Origin of the sequence: Pseudarthrobacter sp. P1, from assembly GCF_050156935.1 — a bacterium.
Classification (GTDB): domain Bacteria; phylum Actinomycetota; class Actinomycetes; order Actinomycetales; family Micrococcaceae; genus Specibacter.
The window spans coordinates 4,117,498-4,142,840 of sequence record NZ_CP189584.1 but is presented as its reverse complement, the minus strand read 5'-3'; the positions used below and the strand labels follow the sequence as shown (position 1 = coordinate 4,142,840).

Genomic DNA, 25,343 nt, shown 5'->3' with positions numbered 1-25,343 from the left:
GCCAGAAGACAAAACTGTGGCGCGGCACTTGCTCGAATAACGCTCTATTCCAGCAAGTGCCGCGCCACAGTTGAAGGGGTGGAGTTAGCCTTCGACGCCGAGCGTCTTGAGGATGAGCTCGCGGACGCGGCCGGCGTCGGCCTGTCCCTTGGTCACCTTCATGACGCCACCGACGATGGCGCCAACGGCCTGGATCTTGCCGGCACGGATCTTGTCCGCGACGTCGGGCTGGGCCGCCAGCGCGGTGTCGATGGCAGCCTGCAGGGCGCCGTCGTCGGAGACCACGGCCAGGCCGCGCTTCTCCACCACCTCACCCGGGGTGCCCTCGCCGGCGAGCACGCCGTCCAGGACCTCGCGGGCCAGCTTGTCGTTGATCTTCCCGGAGGTGATCAGCGCGTCGAGTTCAACCACGACGGCGGGCGTGACGCCCAGGGCCACCGGATCGACGTCGGCCAGCTTGGCGCGGCGGGCGATCTCGCCCATCCACCACTTGCGGGCGGCGGCGGCGGAGGCACCGGCTGCCACCGTCTCTTCGATCTCATCCATCACACCGGCGTTGACGACGTCGCGGAATTCCAGGTCGGAGTAGCCCCAGTCGGCCTGCAGGCGCTTGCGGCGCTCGGCCGGCGGCTCGGGCAGGCGCGAACGCAGTTCCTCGACCCACTCGGGCGTGGAGACGATGGGCACCAGGTCCGGCTCGGGGAAGTAGCGGTAGTCGTCGGCGTCGGACTTGGGACGGCCGGAGGTGGTGGACTTGGTGTCCTCGTGCCAGTGGCGCGTCTCCTGCGTGATGGTTCCGCCGCCGTTGAGCACGGCGGCGTGGCGCTGGATCTCGTAACGCACGGCGTGCTCGACGGCGCGCAGCGAGTTCACGTTCTTGGTCTCGGTGCGCGTGCCGAACTTCTCGCGGCCGTACGGGCGCAGCGAGACGTTGGCGTCGCAGCGGACGTTGCCGCGCTCCATCTTGGCATCGGAGACGCCCAGGTTCTTCACGATCTCGCGCACCGCAGCCACGTAGGCCTTGGCGAGCTCGGGGGCCCGCGAACCGGCACCCTGGATCGGCTTGGTGACAATCTCCACCAGTGGCACGCCGGCGCGGTTGTAGTCCACCAGGGAGAAATCGGCGCCCTGGATGCGGCCGGTGGCGCCACCCATGTGGGTCAGCTTGCCGGCGTCCTCCTCCATGTGCGCGCGTTCGATCTCCACGTGGAAGACGGTGCCGTCCTCCAGCTCGACGTCCAGCCAGCCGTCGTACGCGATCGGGTCCTCGTACTGGGAGGTCTGGAAGTTCTTCGGGGTGTCCGGGTAGAAGTACTGCTTCCGGGCGAAGGTGCAGGACTCGGCGATCTTGCAGTTCAGCGCCAGGCCGATCAGGATCGAGGACTCCACGGCCTTCTTGTTCACCACGGGCAGGACGCCGGGCAGGCCCAGGTCCACCTCGTTGACGTTCGTGTTGGGTTCGTCGCCAAACACGTTCGGGGCGGAGGAGAACATCTTGGTGGCGGTGTTCAGCTCCACGTGGACCTCGAAGCCCAAAACGGGATCGAACTTCTCCATGGCCTCTTCGAAGCTCAGGGTTGCGTCAGTGATCATTTACTTCACCTCTCCGGAGGTCGCAGCGGTGGAGGCCAGCGTGGGGGCCTGGTCCAGGATGGGGCCGCCCCACTGGGCTTCAAGCATCGATTCCAGCACGGCACCCACGCGGTACAGGCGGGCGTCCTCGCGGGCCGGGGCCAGCAGCTGGATGCCCACGGGCAGTCCGTCCTCGTCGGCCAGGCCGCCGGGCAGGGTCAGGCCGGGCACGCCGGCCATGTTGGCCGGGATGGTGGCGATGTCGTTGAGGTACATCGCCAGCGGGTCGTTGAGCTTCTCGCCCAGCTTGAACGCCGTCACCGGCGACGTCGGGGAGATCAGCACGTCGACCTGGGCGAACGCGGCGGCGAAGTCGCGCTGGATCAGCGTGCGCACCTTCTGTGCCGAGCCGTAGTAGGCGTCGTAGTAGCCGGCGCTCAGGGCGTAGGTGCCCAGGATGATGCGGCGCTTGACCTCGTCGCCAAAGCCGGCGGCACGGGTGGCACCCATGACGCGCTCAATGGTCAGCGGTCCGTCCTTGGGCAGCGTGCGGGCGCCGAAGCGGACGCCGTCGAACTTGGCCAGGTTGGAGGAGGCCTCCGAGGGCATGATCAGGTAGTAGGCACCCAGGGCGTAGCCGAAGTTGGGGCAGGAGACCTCAACGATTTCCGCGCCGGCGCTGCGCAGCAGCTCCAGGGACTCGTTGAAGCGGTTCTCCACGCCGGGCTGGAAGCCCTCGCCGTGCAGTTCCTTGATGATGCCGATCTTCATGCCCGCCACGTTGCCCAGCCGGGCAGCGGCCACCAGGCCGGTGGACGGGTCGGTCAGCGACGTCGAGTCGAAGGGATCGTGCCCGCCGATGACTTCCTGCAGCAGGGCCGAGTCCAGCACCGTGCGGGAGACGGGGCCGATCTGGTCCAGGGAGGAGGCCATGGCGATGGCGCCGTAGCGCGAGACCGCACCATAGGTGGGCTTCACGCCCACTGTGCCGGTGACGGCGCCGGGCTGGCGGATGGAGCCACCGGTGTCGGTGCCCAGGGCCAGCGGGGCCTCAAAGGCGGCGACGGCGGCAGCGGAGCCACCGCCGGAGCCGCCGGGGATGCGGTCCAGGTCCCACGGGTTGCGGGTGGGGCCGTAGGCGGAGTGCTCCGTGGAGGAGCCCATGGCGAACTCGTCCAGGTTGGTCTTGCCGAGCATCGGCATGCGTGCGGCGCGCAGCTTCTTCACGACCGTGGCGTCGTAGGGGCTCATCCAGCCCTGGAGGATCTTCGAGCCGGCGGTGGTGGGCTGGCCCTTGGTGACGATGAGGTCCTTGACGGCGATCGGCACACCGGCCAGCTCGTGGAGCTCCTCGCCGGCGGCGCGGCGGGCGTCGACGTCAGCGGCCACGGCCAGCGCCTCGGCGGTGTTGACGTGCAGGAACGCGTTGATGCCGCGCTCACCGCCGTCGACGTCGGCAATGCGCTCCAGGTGCGCCTGGACGACCTCCACGGAGGAGACCTCCTTGGCGGCCAGCTTGGCGGCCAGGTCGGCCGCGCTGGAACGGATCAGTTCGTGGGAGCTCATGGGCTAGTCCTCTTCCAGAATCGCGGGCACCTTGAAGCGGCCACCCTCGGCGTCGGGGGCACCGGAGAGCGCCTCTTCGGCACTCAGCACGTGGCCCACCACGTCTTCGCGGAGCACGTTGGTCAGCGGAATCGGGTGGGAGGTGGCCGGAACATCGTCCCCGGCGGCCTCGCTCACGGATTTCACTGAGTCCACAATGACGGCCAGTTCGCCAGCCATGCGGTCCAGTTCGGTCTCACTCATCTCAATGTGAGCCAGTTGCGCCAGATGCGCCACGTCGTCACGGTTGATCGCAGCCATGGATCTCCCCTGCAGAAAGTTAAATTGTTTCGCCTCCAAGCTTAGTCGCCCCCGCACATGGACGACGACGGCGGGCGGCCGGGTGCACCATGGCTGGCACAGGGCTCGCAGCCAAGGCAAAAGCCGTCCCGGTCCCGGGTGGCTGGCAGGCAAGGGCACCGCCTCATGGGACGCAAGGGCCGGGCTGAACGCCAACACAAGCCGCGCAGCCCAACCGCCTACGGCGCCACCGCCCTCACATTGTCCAGCAGCACAGTGATCGGGGCATTGTTGGCACTGCTGGAAAGATACGTCGTCAGCCCAACGCCGCCCGCCGCCTGCAGAGCCGCCGTCGTGTCAGTCACGGAGCGCTGCTGGCCGTTGCCCTGTTCAGCGACAGGTCCACAGCCCCCGAGGAGGTCACGTGGGCCTTGGCATTGTATTCTCCGGATCCCGCAATCCTTCGTCCGACAACCGTGAGATACAGGCCGGAACCGGAGGCGGGTTTGTCGCTCCCAAGCTCAAGGTAGATGTCGGTGGCCGAGGAACTGACAGAACCCAGATAGGCGCGATTGGTCGAACCTGCACTGGCGATGCGCACGCGGCCTGTACCGCTGGCCACGGAATAATTGCTCGTGCTGCCCGTCACGGTCCAGGGACCACCCGTGTCCGCGGTGCCGAGACCATTGCTGACCGTCCTGCTGAACGTGTCTTGGGCAAACGGCGCGGTGCCGGCCGTTGTGGTGACGCTCTGGGTTGCCGCGTCCGTGGCACCGCCGTTGTCAGTGACAGTCAGGGTGACGTTGTAGCTGCCGGGGGCGGCGTAGGGGTGCGACGGCGAAGGGCCGGTGCCGCTGGTGCCGTCGCCGAAGTCCCAGGCATAGCTGGCTATGGTGCCGTCGGGATCTGTGGACGCCGAAGAGTCGAATGCACAGGTGAGATTGGCACAGGACGAGGTGAAGGACGCGGTCGGCGGCACATTGTCCCCCGCCGAAGCGATCCTGAAGGCATCCGTGAACGCGCCGTCGGTGGCGACGAATCCGGCGTCCAAGGTGGTGGCGGTGAACCTCATATCCAGCAGGCCGTGGCTTGGATTAAGGTTGAGGCCGGAATAGGCGGCGAAGTACGGTGTTTCCGGATCTGCGGTATTGACGTCGCGCAGGCCCACGCCACCCGTCCCGAGGGTTGTAAAGACGGAGCCCGCTCCCTTGGCCAGGGAATTGTCCCCGTCCCGCACGCAGGATGAGTTGTAGACGTCGGGCTGAAGCCCCGTGCATCCGGCTGCTACCGAAAGCTGCTTGCTGCGCTGATACATATGTTCATGTCCGTTCAGGACAAGGTCCACTTTCTTGCTGAGCAGCAGGTTGGTGATGTCGGAGCCTGTGACGCAGCCGTATACGCCGATCGAGATGCACGGCATGTGCATGGCCACACTACCCAGGGAATGGACGCGGACCGGGCTCCGTCGATTGCTGCTGCTGTCCAGTCATAGCGAGGGGTGCCAACGGAGTAGTCCCAGGTACCGCCTGTATACGGAATTCCCGGCGAGATAAAGACAAAACGTGCCAATGGATTCTGTTGCGGGACATCGACGTAGTATTGCCGCGCGTAGGTTCCCACCGCCCCGGGAAGCTGGTTCGGCAAGCAAGCGGCAAAATCATTGATGTTTCCGTTCTGTCCACTGCTTTCGTGGTTGCCCGATACCAGCTGGAACGGGAAGCCCGCGCCGGTGCGGGAGGTGACGAAATCGCACCAGGACTGCTCTGCTCCGGTGGCGCCGTAGGAAAGGTCGCCCAGGGCCAGGTGCAGGTCCGGTTTGAGCTGTCCGATTCGTGAGATGACACCGGCGGCTGCGGGTGAGTTGGAATAGTCGCCCGCCGCTGTGACGTGCAGTTCTCCCGGAACGGCGGGGATGACGGCGGCTTCGGCAGCCTCAATTCCCCCGGGCAGCAGTTGGGCCATCGCGGGACTTAACGCCACAGAGCCCCCTAGGACAAGGGCGGCGCTCGTAATCGACACCGTGGCGAGATGCCAAAACGTGGCGATATGGGCTCTTGCTGGTCTCTTCGTTGCACTCACGGCACGCTTCTCCATCCACCGTTCCGAACAAAGATCCGGCGCCAGAGCCCGGTTCGGGCCGTGGCCGTGCAGACCCCGTAGATGGCTCGATGATTTCAACGCTCATGCTGCCCCCCCTCAGGAATTGCTGTGAACGGCATCGCCAGTGGCGTGCTGGTCGAACCATAGGTCGAGACCCCCTTCGGATGCCCGAGTATGCGCTACTGATCTATTCCGCCGTCTTGCCCGTCCTACTCACATTGGTACGTGCGCATGCCTTGGGCACCGCATGGCGGCCAGGGCAAAAAGTAAGGGTGCAGGATCCCATCACTGGGATCCTGCACCCTTGGCAAAACTGCTTTAACGCTAGCCCTCGACGAGCATCACTATGGTGTCCGGGCGGACGCCGTCGAACTTCATCGCCTCGGCGCCGGCCTCGGACTCCAGCATTTGCCCGAACGCCTCCATGTCGGGGATCTCGGCGATGAGGCCGACCCGGTTGGACTTCGCCCGATCGACGAAGGTCCGGGCCGTGATGCCCATCGGACCAAAGATTTCCTCCCGCCGCGGTGAAGCGAGCCAGTGCTCCACGTCGTCGACTTCGTGGAAGATCATGATTGTTGCCATCGTTGCCTCTGCTTTCTGCAAGGAGCGCCGGGAGCCGTGCCGGGGAACCGCGCGAGGACATCCCGATCATGCCGAACGTACCATTGCCGCCCAAGGCCGCGATAGGGGTCCCCCATCAGCCCGCCGCAGCGGGCGTCAGCTAGCGCTGGGCGACGAGTTCGATTTCGACCTTCATGGCGGGGTCCAGGAACGGCAGTACGTGGACGAGGGCCATCGTGGGGCGGATCTCGCCAAAGACCTCGCCGTGCGCGCGGCCGGCCTCTTCCCAGGCGCTGATGTCCGTCAGGTAGATCTTGGACTGCACGACGTCGGCAAAGGAGAAGCCCGCCTCGGCCAGCACGGCCTCGAGTTTGGTCAGGATGTAGGCGCTCTGGTCGTAGAAACCATCTCCGACGACGGTGCCGTCCGGGCCCGCGGCCGAGGTGGCGGAAATGTACAGGGTGTCATTGACCTGCACCGCGCGGGAGTAGCCAAGGGTCTTTTCCCAGCTGGAGCCGGAGCCGAAGAGGGTGCGCATGAAGCATTCCTTTTGTCAGGGGATTGTCAGGGGTGGGCACCCCGGACAGGATGCCGGCTACAACTCTAGGCGGTAGACCACGAGCATGATGTCTGTGCCCTCAACCGGCCAGTCACGTTCCGACATACGGCCAAAGCCCATCTTGTCGTACAGCCGGCGGGCACTGGTCCAGTGGCCTCCGGTGGTCAGCGCGACGGCGTTGACGCCCTCAAGGCCGCGGGCGCGCTCGATGATGGTCTCCACCATGGCCTTGCCGGCACCGCTGCGCTGGACGGCGGGGTCCACCACCAGCATCCGGAACTCGAGCTCGTCCTCGCGGGCAATGTCCGCCCACTCGTCGCCCGCCACGGCCAGGGTCACCGAGCCGATCACCTCGCCGCCGCGCTCGGCCACCAGGATCGGGGCGGTGCGCGCACGGTCGGCCACCTGCTGGATCTGGAGCATGTAGGGGTGGTCGGCGCTGGGGAAGTACCCGGCGCTCATGTACGCATCAACAGTGATCCGGGCGATGTCGCTGTAGTCTGCCTCGACGGCGGGACGAACGGTGATGGCGTTGCTCATGGGGCGTGGAAATCCGTCGGGCTAGGGAACAAAAGGAAAATCGGCGCGAAAATGCCGCCTATCCATTCTCCCCTATGCCGCAAGCCCGCCATGCCGAAAGCGCCACCGCCGGGCAGTCTGGTTGCTCACAGCCGCCCGTGGTCCACTGAGCTAGGAGCGTGGGTCAGTAGTCGATTTTGCCGATTTTTTGTGTTGAGAACCCACAAGAAATGCGGCTTATTTGGCGCAAAATGGCCTCAGGTTTGGAGCATTCATCAACGAGTCTCCATTACTGACCCACGCTCCTAGTGCCATTCGGGCTCCGCCGACCCATAGCCGTGGGCGGGCACGTCAAAGCGGAAGTCCAGGCCGGAGAGGGCCAGGGCCGGGGGCAGGCGGGTGCCCGGGCCCCACGCCGTCGACTCCGCCAGCCCCGGATGCTCCGAGCGGTCCGGCGTGCTGCCCGGTGCGCTGCCCGCCGTGGACAGCAGGTCGACGGCGGTGCGCGCCAGCGACAGCCGCGCACTGCGCACCCGTCCCAGCAGCCGGTCCGTCCAGGCCTCGACGGCGGCCGCGGCCGCCAGGTATCCGGTGGCATGGTCCAGGGCCTGCACCGGCAGCGGATGCGGGGCCAGCGAGCCAAAGTAGGCCATCCCCGCGTGCGAGATGCCGCAGCTCATCTGAACCAGGGAATCAAAGCCGCGCCGGTGCGCCCAGGGGCCGGTCCAGCCGTAGGCGTCCAGCCCCACGGCGGCCAGCCACGGGTACCGGGCGGCGAGCGCCGCCTCCCCCAGGCCCAGGCGCTCCAGGGCATCGGAACGGTAGCCGTGGATCAGGATGTCGGCCGTGCCCAGCAGCCGGTGCAGGGCGGCCAGGCCCTCGGGCGTGCGCAGGTCCAGCCTGGCGCAGTGCTTGCCGACGGTCATTTCCGCCTCGATGGCCGGCTCCGACCACCACGGCGGGTCGATCCGCAGCACTTGCGCCCCCAGGCTGGCCAGGAACCGGGTGGCCACCGGGCCGGCGATCACGCGGGTCAAATCCAGCACGCGCACCCCGGCCAGCGGCCGTTGGGGTGTGCCGCGCTCTCCCGCGACCCCCACGCCGCGGCCCCTGTACTCCGGCACGGAACGCCAACTCCCCCAGGCCACCAGGGGCTCGGCGGCGACGGCGGCGCCCTGCGGATGCCGCAGCCAGGCGGCGTGGGTGCGCATCAATGCCGCACAGCCGTTGGCAGCCACCACCGCCCCTTCCAGCTCCTCGCCCGTCCAGCCGCGCACGGCGGCTGCCACGGTGTCCCGGGACACCACGGCCGTATCCGGGATCCCCAGCACGGCCAGGGCGGCGGCACGGTGGTGCGGGGCATTGGTGTGCAGTCTGATCCAGCCGTCCGCGCAGACGTAGTCCCCGGCGAGGGCATCCCAGACCGGGGGCAGCTCCCAGCCCACCGGAGCAAAGGAGAGCCCAAACCAGAGCGAGGCCAGCGAACGGTCCACGGTGGCCGCCGGCCGGGCGCCACCGAGATGCTCCACCAGGTCTGCCACCGCCTCGCCCGCCGCGGCCAGCGAGGCCACGGCCAGGCCCGTGACGTCAAAGGCCGAGGGCAGCGTGCCGGAGCCGGTGCTCTGCACGCCGTCGGGGACAGTGAAGGCGCCGGCCAGGCTGATGAGCTTCATGGGCCGAGAGTACGCCGCGCGGCCCCGGCGCGCATCCATTGCGGGCGGCCGGTTGGATGCCGGCGCCTAGACGTGGGCCTCCCCGGGCCGCAGCAGGCCGTCCGGCTCGAAGGCCAACAGCCCGGCCAGGTCCACCGAGGGCTGGATGTCCAGCTCGCGGCGCAGGAGCTCACGGTACTCGGTGAAGCTGCGCAGCGCCATCGCCCTGTTGCCCAGCTTCAGATGGCTCCGGATGATGATGGCCTGGGCGCTTTCGCGCAGCGGTTCAATGGCGGCCGCGAGGCTGGCCGTATCCAGCGCCCGGCAGGCGTCGCCCTGGGCCAGGGAACGGCCCGCCATGGCCTCCATGGCCGCCAGCTTGCGCTGCTGGAGGCGCTCCTGTTCAAAGACGATCCAATCGTCGTACCAGCCGGGCAGCAGATTGGCCCGGTACAGCACCTCCGTCGAGTCGGGGGGCGCCTCGCCGCCGGATTCTTCGATGGCCGTTATCAGCGCCCCGATCCGGTGGTAGTCCACCGTGACGTGCGGGGCCAGGAAGATCGAGTCATGCGTGCTGCACAGGAATGCCGGCAGTTGGTGGCAGACGTTGAACACGGCGGCCCGGAGGCTGGACGCCGCCTGCGCTTCGGGGCTGAAGGGCCACAGAATTCCCGCCATCACGTGCCGCGGCCGTGCCCCCAGTATGGTCAGAGCCGTGATGAGCCGCTGTTGCCTCAACCCAATGTCAACGCTTTGTCCATCACGGGTGAGTTGCCAACAGCCCAGCAGTTTCAGATCCCACGCCGGTGGAGGGTGTGCATCCATCTCTGCCCCCAGAGTATGCATTCAAAGTCAGCGATATTCAATAATTACCAGGTGCGGAAGTGCCATGGCGGGCCCCAAAAGCGACCCGTCCCCCCGCAGCCAGCATGACCTTGCCCGCCAGGCTTGTCAATGGAAAACTGCTTGGGCACCAACAACGCCCAGGGCTCAGCGGCGCACCATGTACTGGCTGCCGTCGGCGTTGCGCCACAGGTAGCCATGGTCCACCAATGCCCGGCGCAGCATGGGGACATCGTCGGTGACGGTGGCGAGCAGGCGGTTGATGTCCACCTCGGACAGGACGTCTTCGCCGGGGAGCAGCCGTTCGGCCAGATGGGCCAGCACTTCCTCCCGCGCGGCGGGGCCGGCGGGCAGGCGGGTCAGCATGCCTGCGGCGAAATATTTCTCCACACCCTCGGGCCGGGGCGTGGCGCCCGACTCGAGCAGAGCGGCGAATATCCCTTCGGCCACCGCATTGTCCTGCGGGTCGAGCAGACCGGCCTCGGCCAGCCGGGACAGCTCCGTCTCCGTCGCACCCACGTCTGCGCCCAGCACGGCGCCGGCGTAGACTTCCCGGAGCCGGGCGTTGGCCAGGGCGGCCACCACGGGCTGCCAGGGCATGGTCATGGCGTGAAGGTCCCGGCCATCGAAGGGATGGAGGCGGCCGTCCACGAGCCCAACGTCTCGGTGTGCGGCGGAAGCCCGTTCAGGGCCGAGCTCAGCGAAGGCCGGCGAACCCAGGCACCGGCCTCCTCGGCGATCAGCGCCCCGGCGGCGAAATCGTGCTCGAAGAGGCCATACTCCAGGTAGGCGTCCAGCCCGCCGTCGGCCACGGCGCACAGCTCCAGGGCGGCCGAGCCAAGCCGGCGGAAGTCGCCAAACTGGTCCAGCCGGGCGTTGAGTTCGCCGATCAGGCGGGCCCGGATCTCGGGGCTGTAGGTCAGCGAGGTGGCCAGCAGCTTGCCGTTGCGCTGCTGGGTGGGGCCATCGAGCCGGCGGGTGGACGCCACACCGTTCGGTGCCGTCTCGCGCAGCCAGGCGCCCCCGCCGCGGGAGGCATAGTAGACGCGGTGCAGGGCCGGGGCGGCGACGACGCCGGCCAGCCACTCGCCGTCGGGCCCGGCAACGGCCACGGAGGTGCAGTAGTAGGCGATGTTGCGGATGAAGTTCATGGTGCCGTCCAGCGGATCCACGCTCCACCGGTAGCCGGAATCCTGCTCGGAGACGGCGGGCGCCAGCTCTTCCCCGGTGATGGTGTCGTGCGGGCGGGCGGTGCCAATGACGCTGCGCACCGCATGCTCAGCCTTGGTGTCGAAGGCCGTCAGCAGGTCCGCATCCGAGTACTTTTCGGTGGCGGCAAAGACGGCCGGGTCCCGTCCGGCCAGGACAGCGGCACCGGCATCCGCGGCGCGCAGGGCGATTTCAAGCAGCTCGTCGATGTCCGGTGTGCTCATGCGTTGTCCTCCATGGGTTCAGGTTCAGGTTCAGGTTCAAGTTCATCTGCGGGTTCGGAGGCGGCGGGGCCGTTGGCCATCAGCTCGCGGAATCCGTCCTCGTCCAGGATCTTCAGCCCCAGCGACTCGGCCTTGTCCCGCTTGGTGCCGGCGTTTTCCCCGGCCACCACATAGGAGGTGTTCTTGGAGACCGAGCCCGCCGCCTTGCCGCCGCGGCTGATGATGGCCTCCTTGGCCTCGTCCCGGCTGAAGTTGGGCAGCGTGCCTGTGACCACGATGGTCAGCCCCTCAAGGGTCCGCGGGGTGCTGGCGTCCACCTCGTCGGCCATCCGCACGCCGGACTCGGCCCACTTGCGCACAATCTCCGCGTGCCAGTCCACCTCGAACCATTCCACCAGCGCCGCGGCGATGGTGGGCCCGACGCCGTCGACCTCCGCCAACCGTTCCTGGCTGGCGGCACGGATGGCGTCCATCGAGCCAAACGCCGTCGCCAGGGCACGGGAGGCGGTCGGGCCCACATGGCGGATGGACAGGGCCACCAGCACGCGCCAGAGCGGCTGGGCTTTCGCCTTCGCCAGCTCCTCGTAGAGCTTTTCGGTGGTCTTGGTGGGGACCGAGGGCTTCTTGGGGGTGGCCTTGGTGTAGAAGTACGGCACCTGCTGGAAGCGGCCGGTGCCCTCGCCCTTGGTGCGGATCTCCCGCCACACCACCACCTCGGACAGGTCGATGTCCTTGACCGAGAAGATGTCCGCCTCGTTGGACAGCGGACCCGGGCCCGCCGGGGCGATGGTGCCGCCGTTGTCCGCCGGATCCGGTCCGGGACCGTTGGTGAGTGCCACGGCGGCCTCATCGCCGAGGGCCTCGATGTCGAAGGCGCCGCGCCCGGCCAGGTGGGCCACGCGCTCGGTCACCTGAATGGGGCAGGATTTGGCGTTGGGGCAGCGGATGTCGACGTCGCCCTCCTTGGCCGGTGCCAGCTCCGTGCCGCAGGAGGGACACTCGGTGGGCATCACGAATTCGCGCAGCTCACCCTCGCGGCCCTCGCGCAGCGCCATGACCGGACCCACGATCTCCGGGATCACGTCCCCGGCCTTGCGCAGCACCACCATGTCGCCGATCAGCACGCCCTTGGCCTTGACCACGTCCTGGTTGTGCAGCGTCGCCCGGGCCACGGTGGACCCCGCCACCTTGACCGGTTCCAGCACCCCGAACGGGGTCACCCGTCCGGTGCGCCCCACCTGGACCTGGATGTCCAGCAGCTTCGTGTGGACCTCCTCCGGCGGGTATTTGTAGGCCACGGCCCAGCGCGGCACGCGGGAGGTGTTGCCGAGCGCGCGCTGGGTGGCAAAGTCGTCCACCTTGACCACGATGCCGTCGATCTCGTGGATGAGGTCGTGGCGGTGCTCGCCAAAGTGCGCGATGAACTCCAGCACGTCCTCATAGCGCTCAAGCACCTTGAAGTAGGGGCTGGTGGGCATGCCCCATTCCTTGAGCTGGGCATAGGTCTCGGACTGGCTGGTGGTCTGAAGCCCCTCGCGCGCGCCGATGCCGTGGACGTACATGCTCAGCGGCCGCTTGGCCGTCTCGGCCGGATCCTTCTGGCGCAGGCTGCCGGCCGCGGAGTTGCGCGGGTTGGCAAAGGGGGCCTTGCCGGCTGCCACCATCGTGGCGTTGAGCTCCTCGAAATCCTTGGAGGCAATGAAGACCTCGCCGCGGATCTCCACCTCGGCGGGGAAATTGCTCCCGCGCAGCTGCTGCGGGATGTCCTTGATGGTGGCCACGTTGTGGGTGATGTCCTCGCCCGTGGTGCCGTCGCCGCGGGTCGCGGCCCGGACCAGCACGCCGTCGCGGTAGAGCAGGTTCACGGCCAGGCCGTCGATCTTCAGCTCGGTCAGCCACTTGGGCGGCTCGCCACCCTGCTTCTCCACGGAGGCCTGGGCACGCTGCACCCAGACATCCAGCTCGTCGAGGCTGAAGACATCCTCCAGCGAGTACATCCGCGCCAGATGGTCGACGGCGGCAAAGGCGGCCGAGACGTCCCCGCCCACCTCCTGGGTGGGGGAATCATTGGTGACCAGTTCCGGGTGCAAGGCCTCCAGCTTTTCCAGCTCGCGGTAGAGCTCGTCGAACTCGGCGTCCGAGACCTCGGGGGCGTCGTCGTTGTAGTAGGCCGCGCGGTACCGGCGCACACGCTCCGCCAGCTCCTGGTGGCGTGCGCGCAGCTCCTCGCTGGGCACCGGGTTACTCTGCTCTTGAATCGATACGCTGCTCACGCATCCATCATGCCGTACGCGGCCGACACCCAACCACGCACCCCGCGGCCGGACGCCGGATCGGGGCCAGTAACGCCGCAGTCATGCGCCCATCACGGCCCTGTCACTGGCCCGTCACACCGGGATCACGCGGTGCGGACTAGGGTTGGCCAATCCCCGCCGGTGCCGGACCCCCAACGCCGGGCAGGCTGGCGCCGGACCGGAACGAACGCGAAAGGAACGGACAATGGCTGTGCAAGCAATGGGGCCGAGCTACGCGGGCGGCACCCAGCCAGTGGTCAAGGGCGGGTACTCGGTGCTGTACCTCCCCGATGTCAACAACAGGGAACTGATTGCCCAGGGTGAGGCACCCGTCTTCTACTACATCCCCAACATCGTGAGGATGGCCCGCAAGAATGGACCCGATGCCGGCGACTACCTGTTCAACCTGATCCGGTTCGCGGGCACCGGCGGTGCAGGGGTCATCGGCGGCGGCGGTGACGTTGCCGGCGGCGTAGTGACGTTTTCGGTCACCGGCGCGCTGCCGGACAGCGTGCGGACCCAGTCCGAAAGCGAAATCACGGCCCGGTTCAAGGACAGCGAGGACGTCTTCTGGGGAATCAAGAACAGCCGCAAACCGCCCATGTTCCGCCCGGCCATCATCACCTCCAGCACCACCTCCGTCTCCAACATCGCCCCGACCACCCGAGGCTTCCCGGTGTTGGGGACCGCGACCCGCGACGGCAAGACGGTCAGCGAGTACCAGTACTTCGGCATGCCGGGCAGCCGGGCCGGCGCCCGGCCCATGCCCGGTGAAGCGCGCGACGGCGAGGCACCGCCTGCGGGTCCGGTGACCCAACCCGACGGCGCTCCGCCGGTGCTCACCAATGGCTCAGGCAACAACCTGGATCCGTTCTACTGGCAGATGTACGGCGAAGGCGCCGGATCCATCGACCCCACCGGCACCCATGCCTACTCCGGACTTGTGGGAAAGTACCCGGCGGCCATCCTCTGGGAGGCCTTCCACGGCACCGCATCCCCGCTGATCGTGGTCCAGAACTACAAGCTCAAGGTCTGGTCCCCCGTGTGCACGCTGTCCATCACGGGAAATTGGGACAAGGTCTTTAGCCACTTCTCCGCCGCCGCCTCCGGCCGCTACCTCTGGGCGTCCGCGGACCTCAAGACCGAGTTCAACAACATGCGGACCAATGGCACCGTCGTCGTCGATCTCAAGGTGGACACCACTTTGCCCGGCGCCGACGCCATCGCCAAGCGGCTGGATGAGAAGAGCAACCTCGTCTACGAGAAGTTCATGGAACAGGCCAAGAAGATGATCTTCGACCCACCCCAGCCCCAGGTCGAGGCCGCCCAGGCCTCCTCGTCCGGCGGGAGCATCTTCAGCCCCTGGGGTGCCGGTCTGGCCCTGAAGTACCGCCGGGACACCACCAACCTCACGCTCAACTACACCGAAACCCAGCAGTTCGCCTACCTGCAGGACCACACCATTTCCAGTTCCCTGGCCGGCATGTACGACGAGATGAAGGCCGATCCGGACGCCGAGCGCAAGTACTTCCTGACCGTCTACCTGGACGATTGGCCCCGCCGGCTCGCCCGGGTCTGCCACCCGGTGGCGTCCTGGGGCGACGGCACAGTGGCGCAGCTCGCCATCCAGGTGGGCTACCCGAACACCAAGGGCGAAATCAACTGGGAGGGCACCAGCTTCAGCGGTCCCGGCGGCGCGGACAGCAGCTGGAAGTACCAGACCGCGCAGAAGATCGCCTCCGATGTCCAGAACGCCCCGGCGGGGTGGAAGCCGGACCTGACCTTCGTCAAGCGCCAGGTCTTCCTGAACGAGCCGCCCAGCGAACTCGCGGACCAGTACAAGCGTGTGCAGATCCAGAAGAACGTCATCACCATTGACCCGGAGCCCAACGGCACCCTGATCAATGACACCACCTTGGAGGTGCGGGCCGACAGTGCGGGCCGCCTCGCCGTGGGGCCGATCGAGCTCGGCGTGGTCCTCACCGACGACACCCAGCTGGTGGAGGCGGAGTTCGAGGCCGTGGATCCGGACAGCGGGGACTCCGTTGGCATTGATTCGGTGCGTTTCCGCTGGTCCCGGGCTGACTACGGCGAGGACCGGACCTGGACCATCTTCACCGGGGACCCGGGCTTCCGTCCGTTCTACCGGTACCGGGTCTCGGTCACCGTCAAGGGAACCCTCTTCGAACCCGGCCGCGCCTGGTCCGGCCCGTGGACGCGGTCCAGTGGCAACGGTCCGTTGCTGATCGACGTCCCCCGCCCGGATTCCCCTGGCGTGGTCACCCGCGCGGTGCCCGACGATCGGATCCGGCTGCTGCGCGAGCTGGTGACCCGGGAGGCCGCCGCGGCCGCCGGCGGCGGCGGCGATGGAGCCAAACCGGCCGGCGGGGCCAAATCCGGCCCGCCGGCCCCGGAGGGCCTCGACGCCCCCGAGCGCCCCGACGCCAACGCTCCGCGGACGTACCTAGACTACAAACTCTAGAATCCCTCACGAACTCCGAATCCGGGAGGTCCGGCATGGGCATCAAGCTCGCGCTGCGGCGCGATGCCGGCGGGGAACCGCTGGTGTCGGCAACCTTTGTGCTGGTGCACGCCCCCGCCCCGGACGAGCGGCTCGGCCCGCTGGTGGACCGGGCGGTGCTGGCGCTTGATCTGGCGGTGGAAGCGGACGGCGGCGGTGTCCCCGCCGCCGCGGCGGTGACCTTCAGCCTGTTGGACCACGGAGCCGCCCCGACTCCGGGCCCTGAGCCGGAGCTGGCTCCGGGCCCGGCGGACGGTGCCGGCCCCGGGGCCGCAGGTGCCGGGATTGGAGCCGCCGGTGCCGGGATTGGAGCCGCCGGTGCCGGACCGGCCACGCTGGCCAGCCAGCGTGTCACCGGTCCGTTCGGGCACGGCGCCCTGTCGGCGACGCTGGACGGAGGGGCCGCGGCCGCGCTGCTGGAGGCCCTGGTGGGCAGCTCCGACCGGTTCGAGCTGGCGGCTGCGGTGGAAACGGCCCACACCGTTTCCGAAACGGCCACCGTCCAGGTCCGGCTCGGCCTGCTCTGGAGCCATCTGGACAAGGCGGCCGATGAGTCCAGGCTCTTCACCCGCGTGGACCTGGCGAACTACCTGCCGGGGCTCCTTTCCGCCGGGGCCGTGGTTGCCGGCGGGCACAGTGCCGGCGGACCCGTGCTGGACGCGGTCCTGAAGCTGGCGCGTTTTGTCCTCGAACCGGTGGCACCCGCTGGCGGACCCGTTCCCGGGTCCGCCGCCGGCCCCTCCCCCGACTCCGGACCGCTGTACCGGCTGGCCAGCCAATCACCGGGGAATATGGACGTCCAGACGCGGCTGGACACCGTGGCACCCGTGGACGGGGTGCTGGCGGCCACGGTGAATCTGGCCGAGCTCGTCAACCCCGCCATCGCCCACGACCGGGCCCGCTTTCTCCATCTGGTCAGCAGCGGTGGTGGCAGATTGGACGCCGTCCTGCCTGCCCGCACCACCCGGGCCGCACGGGGACCCGGCGCCGCCACCCTCGGGTTCATCGCGACCGGCAACCGGATTCTTTCGGTGGGTGCGGCCCTCGGTTCCACCCGCCCGGCCATGGCAACCGCGCTGCTGAACCATGCGGTTGTTGCCGCCCAGCCCCTCACCCACCATCTTGCGGATCTGGAGCTGGTGGACACCACGGGGTTGCAGCGCCCGGGGCCTGTCGCCAACAACGGCGCGGCCGGGATCTGGAAAGACCGCTGGAACGATGTCTTCTGGTACGCCCCCGAATACGTACTGGTGCTCCCTGACCCGGCCGCTCCGGCGGAGCAGAGTCCGTTCACGTTCGATGTGGAACCGGCCGGGGGCCACGCCCTGGACGGTTCCACCGGGATCACCGCCACCATCACCGTAGCCCTGCGTCCCCAGCGCTCCGCGGCGACAGTGGCCGAATGGGAGGCCGCCGGGAAGCCGGAACTGCGCGCAGTCTCTCTCACCGGGTTCACCCTCTCGCTGGGCATCCCCTTCCGCGACGAGCACGGAGCCACCCAAAGCGAGCAGGTGACGGCGGATTCCTTCGAGGTGCAGCCCGGCGATGGTGGCCTCCTGACGGCGCGCTTCCGACTCCTGGACAACTGGGCGCGGCTGGCCTACGGCGCCCTGTCGGTTCCGGACTTCCAGGCCCAGCCGGCATTTGTGAGCGTGATAGCCGGCTTTGAAGGTTGGCGCCTGTCCTTGGGCACCGGGCCCATCATTTTCGGCCTGGACAAGACCCTATCGCTGAGCGGCACCTCGGCCGCGACCCGTGCCGCTCCCCTGCAGCTGCACGGAACCCTCCTGGCCAATGCCTCGGTGCACCCGCCCTGGCAACTTAACGCCGAGATCATTGCCCAGTGGTGGCGCAACTCCTACTCGTGGAGCCAGTTCGCCTCGGTGCGCAGCACGCCGATCTCCGTGCCCTGCGCGGAGTACGGCATCCTCTACCGTGAGGCAACCGGCACCGGGCTGGCGGCCATCGGCTGCCGGCCGGCCCTGCAGTTGGGCCAGACGGAATACCGCACCTACCAGGAGATCACCGTCAATGCCGCCGCCGGCCGGGCGAAAGTCTACCGTTCGCTGCGCAGTCCGGGCCGGTTCCTGGTGGTGCCCCTGCGGTACTGCGTGGGGCGCTACGGCCCGGACCATCCGGACCGCGCCTACCGGCCCCGGCTGCTGCTGCACAGCACCATCGATGTGGACAACCCCACCAACATCCGCTGTGTGCTGGCGGCCTGCCTGGAACCGGATCTGCCGCCGTTTGTCCGCTCGGCCATTGGCGCCGAGCTGAAATCCGTTGCCGCAGCCCCGGTCCTGGAGTATCTTCCCGATACCGGTGCCGAACCGGAATTGCGGTGGGCCTCGCCGTCGGACTCAACCATCAACGCCGTGCCGACGGCGACGGGATTCGACGTCGTCATTTCCACCGATATTGCCGGCTTCCTGGTCCTGAAGTCCCTGTTGGAGCGCGATGGGCTGCGGGGTTCGGTGTCCGCGGTGCTCCCCGGGAGCGTGCGCATTGGCAGTGCCTTGGAGATCGGCCTGGCCTCGGTGGCCGGCCCCTTCCAGGCCGGACCCATCGAGGCCACCGGACGGCCGGACGGAAAGTTCGAGCTGTCCAACCGCACGGGCCAGCGCCTGGCCGTCACGGGCCTGGCCGTTGCCGGCGTGCAGACCTCCACATTGTCATCCATGCTCGAACCGCAGGCATCCGTGACCGTGGACGGCCCCGCGGCCGGGGGATTCGACGTCATGTATGAAGCGGACCAGTCTGCCGAAAAACTTGACGAAATCCGGGCCTACATCGAAGACCTGGACCTGGGCATCACGTTCGTCGCCGTGGATGATCCGGCGTCTGCCGGGCTGGCCGGGTGGGAAATCCAGACGTCCATGCTCGGCCGCCCCGACCCCGCGCCGCTGCTCCTCAGTTCCGGCGTCCGGGAAGCCGAGCGGCGCTATGTGCTTCCGCTGACCGACTTCGCCGGCGATCCGCAGCTGCAGTACACGGTGGTTGCGATCGGCACCGACGGAACGCGCACCGCCGCCGCCCCGGTCAGCTGGCCGGTGCGGTCCCAGGGCGTTCTTATTCCAATCCGGCGGCCCGTCTGAGCCGCCGGCCCACCCCGCAGCGTTTGCTGCATCAAGAGAAAGGACAGGGATAGTGGCTGGATACTCGCTGCACATAGGGCTTAACGGAGTAGATCCGGACGCCTACAACGGGTGGGACGGAGCCCTGAGCGGTTGCGTCAACGATGCCAACTCCATGGCGGCGCTCGCCTCGGACCAAGGTTTCTCCACCACCTCGTTGATCACCGAACAGGCCACCTCGCAGGCCATCATCGGCGAAATCAGCCTCCTCGCCCAACAGGCCGTGGCCGGGGACATCTGCCTGATCACCTACTCCGGCCACGGCGGCCAGGTCGACGACAACAATGGCGACGAGCCGGACAACCAGGACGAAACATGGGTTGCCTACGACCGCCAGATTGTCGACGACGAGCTCTACCAGATGTGGTCCCAGTTCGCCGCCGGCGTGCGGATTTTGGTCTGCTCGGACAGCTGCCACAGCGGCACTGTGGTGCGGATGCTCATCAACAAGGGGTGCCGGCAGGGATTGCTGGACCAGGCGAGGTCCATGCCCAAAGACATGGCGAATCCGGTCAAGGTCTCGGAGGGCCTGCCCAGGGCGCTGCCCCTGTGGGTCCAGACTGCCGACAATGTCAAGCGCCGCGGCACCTACCAGTTTGTCCAGGCCCTCAGCGGAGCGAAGTCGGATTCCGATGTCCAGGCCTGCGTTCTCCTGCTGGCCGGCTGCCAGGACTCACAGCTCTCCTATGACGGCCCGGTCAACGGCCAGTTCACCGGCGCGCTGTTGCAGGCATGGGGCAACGGCTCCTTCCAGGGCGACTACACCGCCTTCCACCGGTCGATTCTGGACAAGATGCCCCCGGACCAGGTCCCGAATCTGTACACGGCTGGCGCCGTGGACCCGGGCTTCACGGGCCAGCGGCCGTTCTGCATCACGCCCGCCCCCTCTGGCGGGAACGGTCCGGTCGTCCCCGACAACGGCAACCCGGCCACGCCCGCAACGCCGACAACGCCCGCGACGCGCCCGACCATCCGCCGCGGGTCCACCGGCGAGCATGTCACCTATCTCCAGCAGCGCCTGTCGGATTTGGGCTACCGGCTGAGCATCGACGGCATCTTTGGCCCAGGCACCGAATCCGCCGTGCGCTCCTTCCAGCGCGCCAACGCGCTGACCGCAGACGGGATCGTCGGCCCGCTGACCTGGGCAGCCCTCGGGTAGGCGCGGCAGAAACCCCGGTGAGCAGGACACTGGTACAGGGTCCCGGCGCCGTGCCGTCAGGGGCCCGGAACGCCGTCGAAACGCAGCGAGATGCCATCGCCCAGGTCGGCGATGTCGCCGTCGAGCACGATGGCCCGCTCCCCCTGCGCCAGCCGCCGCGGCTCCTCGCCGGGCCGGGCCAGCCAGGTGCCGTTGGTGGCCCGCAGGTCCACCAGCAGTACATCCGCGCCGTCCTGGCGGATTTCCGCATGCGAGCGCGAGACACTGCCGCCGGCGCTGTAGACCTGGACCAGCCGCGGCATGACCTCCCCGACCACCTGCGCCACGGAGGGCTGGCGGCCAATGACCAGCGGGTGGTCCAGTTCGATGACCTGCCCCGTGGAAATGTGCACACGGACGGGGGCCATGCCGCGGACGGCGGGCACCTTGGGCAACGACGGCGCAATGGCCGGGCGCGGCGGGAGGATGGCGGTGCGCCCGGTGGGGCGGGTGCCACTGTGGTCCGGAGCAACGACGGCGGGGCCGGCGTTCTGGCTGCCTCCGTCCGGGTCACTTCCGTCCTGGCCGCCTCGGGCCTCCGGCTCCGGGCCGGCGCCGGAGGTCGCATCGGATGTTGGATCAGGTGTTGGAGCGGCCGCCGCAGCGGGGGTCGCATCGGCCGCATCCGGGGTTGGCTCCGGGGTTGGATCGTCCGCCGCCCCGGGGGCCGCATCGGCGGAGGTGTCCTCCACCGGCCCGGCAGGCGCCGGACCGGCAGGCACTGCCGCCGGGTCCGCCCGGTTGGCCAGGTGCCGGGCACGCACCGCGCCCACCCGCACGATTCCGCCTTCCAGCGGCAGCCAGTCCAGCCCGTCGGCAGCGGCGCCGCCGCCGTCCGGCCAGACGTCGTCGTCCGGCCGGGCATCGGCGTCCGGGGCCAGGACCAGGTCCAGCACGTCGGGCACGGGCAGCGAGCGCTCGCTCCACGTGGCCACGTCCAGGCCGGTCATCTCGGTGCTGGCGCCGTCGTGCTCCAGCCGCAGCGACAGCGGTCCGCGCACGATGGCGTGCAGCCGCCCGGCCAGGACCACCAGGCCAAAGGACGGCATGCGCGTCGGGTTGCCGCCAAAGGCGGCCGTGACGGCCTCGAGGATGGCATCGATGCCGGCTCCGGACCCCGTGGCGTCCCACAACCGCTCCACAATGTCCGGGCCCGTGCCGGCCGGAAGCAGCAGAACAGTGCCGTTGCGGACAATGCCCAGCCAGGCACCCTGCCGGTAACTGGTGCTAAGCATGGGCGCTCCCGCCATTCGTTGCCTCCGCGGTCGGTGGGTGGTCCGGTCCGTCACCGGCCGCCGGCGTGGTGGCCGCATCCACCACTATCACTGTGATGTTGTCCCGGCCGCCGGCCGCGACGGCCGCCGCCACCAGTGCCTCCGCGGCGTCCTGGGGGTCGTGGACGCTCGCCAGGATGCGGCCGATCTGCCCGTCACCCACCTCGCCGGTCAGCCCGTCGGAGCAGACCAGGATCCGGTCCCCGGCATGGACCGGCATGGTCCAGAAATCCGGGTCGGAGTCCCCGCCGGTGCCCAGCGCGCGGGTGATCACGTGCCGGCGCGGGTGCACCAGCGCCTCGTCCGGAGTGATATATCCTGCATCCACCAGTTCCTGGACCTCCGAGTGGTCAATGCTGACCTGGGCCAGGCCGCCGGCGCCCAGCCGGTAGGTGCGGGAGTCGCCGACGTTGAAGACCAGCCACTGGGCCACTCCCGCGGCTTCGGTCAACACCACGCCCGAGACGGTGGTCCCGGCGCGGGAATTGGCCTTTGCCCTGATCCGCGCATCGGCCTCGCGCACGGCACGGAGCAGGTCCGCCGCCGTGGCATGCCGGGTTCCGGGAGCCAGCTCCGCAGCCGTGCCAAGGACCTGGATGCACTCGCGGCTGGCGACCTCCCCGGCCTCGTGGCCGCCCATCCCGTCCGCCACCGCAAAGAGCGGGTCCGCAGCGATGAAGGCGTCTTCGTTCAGTTCCCGGCGCAGGCCGCGGTCGGTGGCGCTGCCCCAGGCCAGGCGGATGTCCGCGGCAGCTGCGCCGGCGGCCGGCGGTTCCATGCCCTCCGGTGCACCGGAGGAGATCATCGCCGTCCCTCGCGGGCGTGGGGCCGGACCGCATCTGGGTGTGGCAGGCCGCGTGTCTCGGATACAGGACAGCCGGCGTCTCCGGCCAGCTGCAGGCTCTCAGTCATTCCCACATCGTATAGTGCGCAAAAGCCGTCCGTGGCGGCCAACCGGTGGCCTTTGGACGCACTACCGCCAATGTGGTAGGACCGCAGCGGCGGACCCGGGCCTAGTCCACCACCAGGCCGCGGCCCGTGCCCCGGGCCAGCAAGACGGGGTGGATGGCGCCGAATCCGCGCACCTCCTGCACCTCCTGCGGGATGAGCACAAAGCGCTCGTCCTCGGCCAGGGAGGCGGCCGTGGCCGCGTCGATCAGTACGGTTCCGGGCTGCGCCAGGGAGGTCAGCCGGGCGGCCAGGTTCACCGTGGGGCCGTAGATGTCGCCCAGCCGGGAGAGCACCCGCCCCCACACCATGGACACGCGGGCCTGCGGCAGGAACTCGTCCGCCGCCATGGCCTCGGCCAGCGCCAGGGAAATCTCCGCCCCTGCCACCGGCGTCTCGCAGTTGAACAGGACCTCATCGCCCACGGTCTTCACCAGCCGCCCGCCGCCGACGGAAATGATCTCGGAGCAAATGGTTTCAAAGCGCGTGACCAGTCTGGCCAGCGTCTTCTCGTTCATTCGGCGGGACAGCGAGGTGTAGCTGACGAGGTCGGCAAAGCCCACGGCCCGGGCCAGCGGCAGCGGAGCGTCGTCCTCGGCGCCGTCGCGCCCCTCGGCGCTGGCCTCCAGGCCAGCCTGCGCGCGTACGGCCAGGCGCTGGACGCCGGCGTTGAGCTGGCGGCGGTAGGAGTAGATGAGCACCTTTTCCAGCGAGTCGATCAGCTGCGGAAGCTCGGAGACCACGGCGCGGCGGGCGGCGGCGTCGCTGACGCCGTGCTCGGCCACCAGGTCCTCCACCAAGGCCTCGATCTGCCAAACCACCATGCGGTCGGTCATCTGGCCGATGGAGCGGGTGATGGAAATGGCCGCCTCCTCGGTGACCACGTTGGTGCGCACCAGGTCCACCACCGTGGTGAGGGCCTCCTGGTCGCGCTCGGTGAACGCCACGTCGTCGTCGCCCAGGTTGGGGAAGCCCATGGCGCGCCAAATCTTGCGCGCCGAGAGCAGCGAGACACCCGCGCCCGCGGCAACCTCGCGCCGGCGCAGCTTGCGCTCCCCGCCCAGGAGCTCGGTTTCCAGGGCCTTGATGTCCGCCCGGGTGGCCGGGACCAGGGGAAGGTCCGCCTGCTGGTCAGTGTCCTCCATGCGCCATTCCCTCCCATCCTGTGTCGTCAATTTCATCAGCGTAGACCCGCTGCGGTTCCGTCGGTGCCAGGGCCGAGTGCGGCAGTTCGCCGATGGCCTCGAGCGTGTAATTGCTGAAGGCGGCCACCTCCGGCACATTCTTGATGCTCGCCGCGCCGTCAAAGCCCATGTCCAAGGCTATAGTCCCGGAGCGCCACAGCCGTGCCAGCAGCGATTGCCGGGAGCCGAGGTTGCGCACGGTGGCCAGCGGGTAGTCGAACCGGGTCCGCCGCAGCCAGCCGCCACGGACCACGATCCGCCGGCTGGTGAGCGTGTACCGGGTGCCCAGCCAGGCCAGGTAGCGGCGCAGCGGATAGAACAGCAGCACCATCGCGGCCAGCGCCAGCACGACGACGACGGCTGGCTCGCGCAGCGCCGGGGCATTGGGTGCCCAGCGCTGGTAGTGCCCGCTCTCCAGCCAGGCCATCACCAGCCCGACCAGGGAGGGCAGCAGCACCGCGACGGCGGCCGGGAAGAGCAGCACGCCCGCGTGCGGCCGGGTGGTGGCGATGACCTGCTCTCCGGGGGCCAGCCAGCTACGCATACCCGCCACCGCCGTCGCGGCGCAGGTGCACCACGTCGCCGGCGGACACGGTGTGGGTGGTGCCGGCGGCATCGGTGAGCAGCAGGGCGCCGTCGGCATCCAGGCCGACGGCGGTGCCGCGCAGCACACCACCGCCGGGGAGCTCCGCACGCACGGTGGCGCCGAGGGTGGCCATCCGTGCGGTGGCCAGGGCACGCACCGAGGATCCGCCCTCGAGCGGCGCGGAGGCGTCCCCCGCCACAGCGCAGAACTGCCGGTACAGTCCGGCAAAGCCGTTCAGGAAGGCGGGCAGCAGCACGCCGCGGTCCAGCGTGGCGGCGCCCTCAAGAGCCAGCGAGGTGGCGGTCTCCACCGGGAGGTCCGCGCGGGCCTGGGCCACGTTGGTGCCAATGCCGACCACGACGGCCGGGACCATGCCCAACACATCACCCAGGGATGCTCCGGCGGCCGGGACCATCTGGGCCAGCAGCCCGCTGAGCTTGCGGCCGTTGAGCACGACGTCGTTGGGCCATTTGAGTGCCGGTTCAGTGCCGGTGAGCTTGCGCAGGGCATCCACCAGGGCAATGGCGGCCAGCACGGAGAGCCAGCCGTAGGCGCGTGCCGGCAGGGCGGCGCCGCCGTGCGTGGGGCGCAGCAGGATGGAGGAGACCATGGAGGTGCCGGCAGGGGCGCTCCAGCTGCGGTCCAGGCGGCCGCGGCCGGTGGTCTGGCTGTCGGCCAGCAGCACGGAGAGGTCCGGCCAGGCGGCGGGGTCTGCGGCGGCCGCGGCCACCAGGTCGGCATTGGTGGAGCCCGTCTCGGCCACGACCTCGACGCGGGCATAGCCGCCGCCGGGGGCCGCAAGCGCTGCACGTAGGCTGGACGCATCCAAGGGGGGCAGCGCGCTGGTCATGGAACGATCTTATCGGCACTGGCTGGGCTGCACCTGACCGTGCCGGGCGCGGGCGGGACCGGACGGGGCAAACTGCAGCGCCGCCGAGATACTTTCGGCATGAAATTGTAGGTTTCCTACACAGGCACGTGCCGAAAACGTCACTAGACTGTGAAAGAAGGCGCATTCTTTGTGTCTTTCCTACTTAACTGCGCCGCTCCTGCCCCCAGCAGCGGCGCAGCGCATGACCACGCTGGACAGAGAACGATGCTGGATAGTGACCAATGA

22 protein-coding genes are annotated in these 25,343 nt (G+C 68.8%); 3 read left to right on the top strand and 19 right to left on the bottom strand.

Going from position 1 to position 25,343, the window contains the following annotated elements; all coding sequences use genetic code 11:
• Positions 1–84 precede the first annotated feature (84 nt).
• From gatB to ligA, 14 genes are all read right to left on the bottom strand, one after another.
• Positions 85–1,593, bottom strand: a complete 1,509-nt coding sequence (gatB, locus tag ACQCSX_RS19355; protein ID WP_427016837.1) for an Asp-tRNA(Asn)/Glu-tRNA(Gln) amidotransferase subunit GatB — start codon at positions 1,591–1,593, stop codon at positions 85–87.
• Positions 1,594–3,138, bottom strand: coding sequence for an Asp-tRNA(Asn)/Glu-tRNA(Gln) amidotransferase subunit GatA (gene gatA / locus ACQCSX_RS19350; protein ID WP_427016836.1), 1,545 nt, complete (start codon positions 3,136–3,138; stop codon positions 1,594–1,596).
• Positions 3,139–3,141: 3 nt separating this feature from the next.
• Positions 3,142–3,438 carry an Asp-tRNA(Asn)/Glu-tRNA(Gln) amidotransferase subunit GatC gene (gatC, locus tag ACQCSX_RS19345; protein ID WP_427016835.1) on the bottom strand — a complete coding sequence of 99 codons (297 nt, stop codon included), beginning with the start codon at positions 3,436–3,438 and terminating at the stop codon, positions 3,142–3,144.
• Positions 3,439–3,656: 218 nt separating this feature from the next.
• Complete coding sequence (locus ACQCSX_RS19340) at positions 3,657–3,782, bottom strand: hypothetical protein (RefSeq protein ID WP_427016834.1); 126 nt, start codon at positions 3,780–3,782, stop codon at positions 3,657–3,659.
• A complete protein-coding gene (locus ACQCSX_RS19335; RefSeq protein ID WP_427019105.1) occupies positions 3,779–4,843 on the bottom strand; it encodes a PKD domain-containing protein in 1,065 nt (354 codons plus the stop codon). Before ACQCSX_RS19335 ends, ACQCSX_RS19340 begins: the two co-directional genes overlap by 4 nt.
• On the bottom strand, positions 4,747–5,379 hold the full coding sequence (locus ACQCSX_RS19330; RefSeq protein WP_427016833.1) for a hypothetical protein: 633 nt from the start codon (positions 5,377–5,379) through the stop codon (positions 4,747–4,749). Before ACQCSX_RS19330 ends, ACQCSX_RS19335 begins: the two co-directional genes overlap by 97 nt.
• A gap of 462 nt (positions 5,380–5,841) precedes the next feature.
• Positions 5,842–6,090: a hypothetical protein gene (locus ACQCSX_RS19325; RefSeq protein ID WP_427016832.1), complete on the bottom strand. Its 249-nt coding sequence runs from the start codon at positions 6,088–6,090 to the stop codon at positions 5,842–5,844.
• A 151-nt stretch (positions 6,091–6,241) separates the two neighbouring features.
• Positions 6,242–6,619 carry a RidA family protein gene (locus ACQCSX_RS19320; RefSeq protein WP_427016831.1) on the bottom strand — a complete coding sequence of 126 codons (378 nt, stop codon included), beginning with the start codon at positions 6,617–6,619 and terminating at the stop codon, positions 6,242–6,244.
• A gap of 57 nt (positions 6,620–6,676) precedes the next feature.
• Positions 6,677–7,180, bottom strand: coding sequence for a GNAT family N-acetyltransferase (locus tag ACQCSX_RS19315; RefSeq protein ID WP_427016830.1), 504 nt, complete (start codon positions 7,178–7,180; stop codon positions 6,677–6,679).
• Between the two features lie 284 nt (positions 7,181–7,464).
• The gene (locus tag ACQCSX_RS19310; RefSeq protein WP_427016829.1) at positions 7,465–8,832 is read right to left on the bottom strand and encodes a CoA transferase; all 1,368 of its coding nucleotides are present in this window, start codon (positions 8,830–8,832) and stop codon (positions 7,465–7,467) included.
• Between the two features lie 66 nt (positions 8,833–8,898).
• Positions 8,899–9,489 carry an AfsR/SARP family transcriptional regulator gene (locus ACQCSX_RS19305; protein WP_427016828.1) on the bottom strand — a complete coding sequence of 197 codons (591 nt, stop codon included), beginning with the start codon at positions 9,487–9,489 and terminating at the stop codon, positions 8,899–8,901.
• A 312-nt stretch (positions 9,490–9,801) separates the two neighbouring features.
• A complete protein-coding gene (locus ACQCSX_RS19300; RefSeq protein WP_427016827.1) occupies positions 9,802–10,260 on the bottom strand; it encodes a DUF2087 domain-containing protein in 459 nt (152 codons plus the stop codon).
• Entirely contained in the window at positions 10,257–11,087 is an 831-nt protein-coding gene (locus tag ACQCSX_RS19295; protein WP_427016826.1) for an inositol monophosphatase family protein, read from the bottom strand. The genes ACQCSX_RS19300 and ACQCSX_RS19295 overlap by 4 nt, the downstream gene beginning before the upstream one ends.
• The gene (gene ligA / locus ACQCSX_RS19290) at positions 11,084–13,360 is read right to left on the bottom strand and encodes an NAD-dependent DNA ligase LigA (protein ID WP_427016825.1); all 2,277 of its coding nucleotides are present in this window, start codon (positions 13,358–13,360) and stop codon (positions 11,084–11,086) included. The genes ACQCSX_RS19295 and ligA overlap by 4 nt, the downstream gene beginning before the upstream one ends.
• Before the next feature lie 226 nt (positions 13,361–13,586).
• Here ligA and ACQCSX_RS19285 point away from each other — a divergent pair, with 226 nt between their 5' ends.
• From ACQCSX_RS19285 to ACQCSX_RS19275, 3 genes are read left to right on the top strand one after another with little or no spacing between them, the layout of a single operon-like run.
• A complete protein-coding gene (locus ACQCSX_RS19285) occupies positions 13,587–15,863 on the top strand; it encodes a hypothetical protein (RefSeq protein ID WP_427016824.1) in 2,277 nt (758 codons plus the stop codon).
• Between the two features lie 35 nt (positions 15,864–15,898).
• Positions 15,899–18,997: a hypothetical protein gene (locus tag ACQCSX_RS19280; RefSeq protein ID WP_427016823.1), complete on the top strand. Its 3,099-nt coding sequence runs from the start codon at positions 15,899–15,901 to the stop codon at positions 18,995–18,997.
• 52 nt (positions 18,998–19,049) lie between these two features.
• Complete coding sequence (locus ACQCSX_RS19275; protein ID WP_427016822.1) at positions 19,050–20,195, top strand: caspase family protein; 1,146 nt, start codon at positions 19,050–19,052, stop codon at positions 20,193–20,195.
• 56 nt (positions 20,196–20,251) lie between these two features.
• Here ACQCSX_RS19275 and ACQCSX_RS19270 read toward each other — a convergent pair whose 3' ends face one another.
• From ACQCSX_RS19270 to ACQCSX_RS19250, 5 genes are all read right to left on the bottom strand, one after another.
• Positions 20,252–21,469 (bottom strand): FHA domain-containing protein, encoded by a 1,218-nt coding sequence (locus ACQCSX_RS19270; protein ID WP_427016821.1) that lies wholly within the window; start codon positions 21,467–21,469, stop codon positions 20,252–20,254.
• Complete coding sequence (locus ACQCSX_RS19265; RefSeq protein WP_427016820.1) at positions 21,462–22,313, bottom strand: PP2C family protein-serine/threonine phosphatase; 852 nt, start codon at positions 22,311–22,313, stop codon at positions 21,462–21,464. Before ACQCSX_RS19265 ends, ACQCSX_RS19270 begins: the two co-directional genes overlap by 8 nt.
• Positions 22,314–22,521: 208 nt before the next feature.
• On the bottom strand, positions 22,522–23,601 hold the full coding sequence (locus tag ACQCSX_RS19260; protein WP_427016819.1) for an adenylate/guanylate cyclase domain-containing protein: 1,080 nt from the start codon (positions 23,599–23,601) through the stop codon (positions 22,522–22,524).
• Positions 23,588–24,184: a PH domain-containing protein gene (locus ACQCSX_RS19255; RefSeq protein WP_427016818.1), complete on the bottom strand. Its 597-nt coding sequence runs from the start codon at positions 24,182–24,184 to the stop codon at positions 23,588–23,590. Before ACQCSX_RS19255 ends, ACQCSX_RS19260 begins: the two co-directional genes overlap by 14 nt.
• On the bottom strand, positions 24,177–25,076 hold the full coding sequence (locus ACQCSX_RS19250) for a biotin--[acetyl-CoA-carboxylase] ligase (protein ID WP_427016817.1): 900 nt from the start codon (positions 25,074–25,076) through the stop codon (positions 24,177–24,179). Before ACQCSX_RS19250 ends, ACQCSX_RS19255 begins: the two co-directional genes overlap by 8 nt.
• Between the last annotated feature and the right edge of the window lie 267 nt (positions 25,077–25,343).

What these genes read in the sequence shown, in the direction of transcription:
- gatC (WP_427016835.1), bottom strand. Translation starts at nt 3,438, where the DNA reads ATGGCTGCGATCAACCGTGACGACGTGGCGCATCTGGCGCAACTGGCT.
- ACQCSX_RS19250 (WP_427016817.1), bottom strand. Translation starts at nt 25,076, where the DNA reads ATGACCAGCGCGCTGCCCCCCTTGGATGCGTCCAGCCTACGTGCAGCG.
- ACQCSX_RS19300 (WP_427016827.1), bottom strand. Translation starts at nt 10,260, where the DNA reads ATGACCATGCCCTGGCAGCCCGTGGTGGCCGCCCTGGCCAACGCCCGG.
- ACQCSX_RS19310 (WP_427016829.1), bottom strand. Translation starts at nt 8,832, where the DNA reads ATGAAGCTCATCAGCCTGGCCGGCGCCTTCACTGTCCCCGACGGCGTG.
- ACQCSX_RS19280 (WP_427016823.1), top strand. Translation starts at nt 15,899, where the DNA reads ATGGGCATCAAGCTCGCGCTGCGGCGCGATGCCGGCGGGGAACCGCTG.
- ACQCSX_RS19320 (WP_427016831.1), bottom strand. Translation starts at nt 6,619, where the DNA reads ATGCGCACCCTCTTCGGCTCCGGCTCCAGCTGGGAAAAGACCCTTGGC.
- ACQCSX_RS19315 (WP_427016830.1), bottom strand. Translation starts at nt 7,180, where the DNA reads ATGAGCAACGCCATCACCGTTCGTCCCGCCGTCGAGGCAGACTACAGC.
- ACQCSX_RS19335 (WP_427019105.1), bottom strand. Translation starts at nt 4,843, where the DNA reads ATGCACATGCCGTGCATCTCGATCGGCGTATACGGCTGCGTCACAGGC.
- ACQCSX_RS19260 (WP_427016819.1), bottom strand. Translation starts at nt 23,601, where the DNA reads ATGGAGGACACTGACCAGCAGGCGGACCTTCCCCTGGTCCCGGCCACC.
- ACQCSX_RS19270 (WP_427016821.1), bottom strand. Translation starts at nt 21,469, where the DNA reads ATGCTTAGCACCAGTTACCGGCAGGGTGCCTGGCTGGGCATTGTCCGC.
- gatA (WP_427016836.1), bottom strand. Translation starts at nt 3,138, where the DNA reads ATGAGCTCCCACGAACTGATCCGTTCCAGCGCGGCCGACCTGGCCGCC.
- ACQCSX_RS19295 (WP_427016826.1), bottom strand. Translation starts at nt 11,087, where the DNA reads ATGAGCACACCGGACATCGACGAGCTGCTTGAAATCGCCCTGCGCGCC.
- ACQCSX_RS19305 (WP_427016828.1), bottom strand. Translation starts at nt 9,489, where the DNA reads ATGGCGGGAATTCTGTGGCCCTTCAGCCCCGAAGCGCAGGCGGCGTCC.
- ACQCSX_RS19255 (WP_427016818.1), bottom strand. Translation starts at nt 24,184, where the DNA reads ATGCGTAGCTGGCTGGCCCCCGGAGAGCAGGTCATCGCCACCACCCGG.
- ACQCSX_RS19285 (WP_427016824.1), top strand. Translation starts at nt 13,587, where the DNA reads ATGGCTGTGCAAGCAATGGGGCCGAGCTACGCGGGCGGCACCCAGCCA.
- ACQCSX_RS19330 (WP_427016833.1), bottom strand. Translation starts at nt 5,379, where the DNA reads ATGGCCCAACTGCTGCCCGGGGGAATTGAGGCTGCCGAAGCCGCCGTC.
- gatB (WP_427016837.1), bottom strand. Translation starts at nt 1,593, where the DNA reads ATGATCACTGACGCAACCCTGAGCTTCGAAGAGGCCATGGAGAAGTTC.
- ACQCSX_RS19265 (WP_427016820.1), bottom strand. Translation starts at nt 22,313, where the DNA reads ATGATCTCCTCCGGTGCACCGGAGGGCATGGAACCGCCGGCCGCCGGC.
- ACQCSX_RS19325 (WP_427016832.1), bottom strand. Translation starts at nt 6,090, where the DNA reads ATGATCTTCCACGAAGTCGACGACGTGGAGCACTGGCTCGCTTCACCG.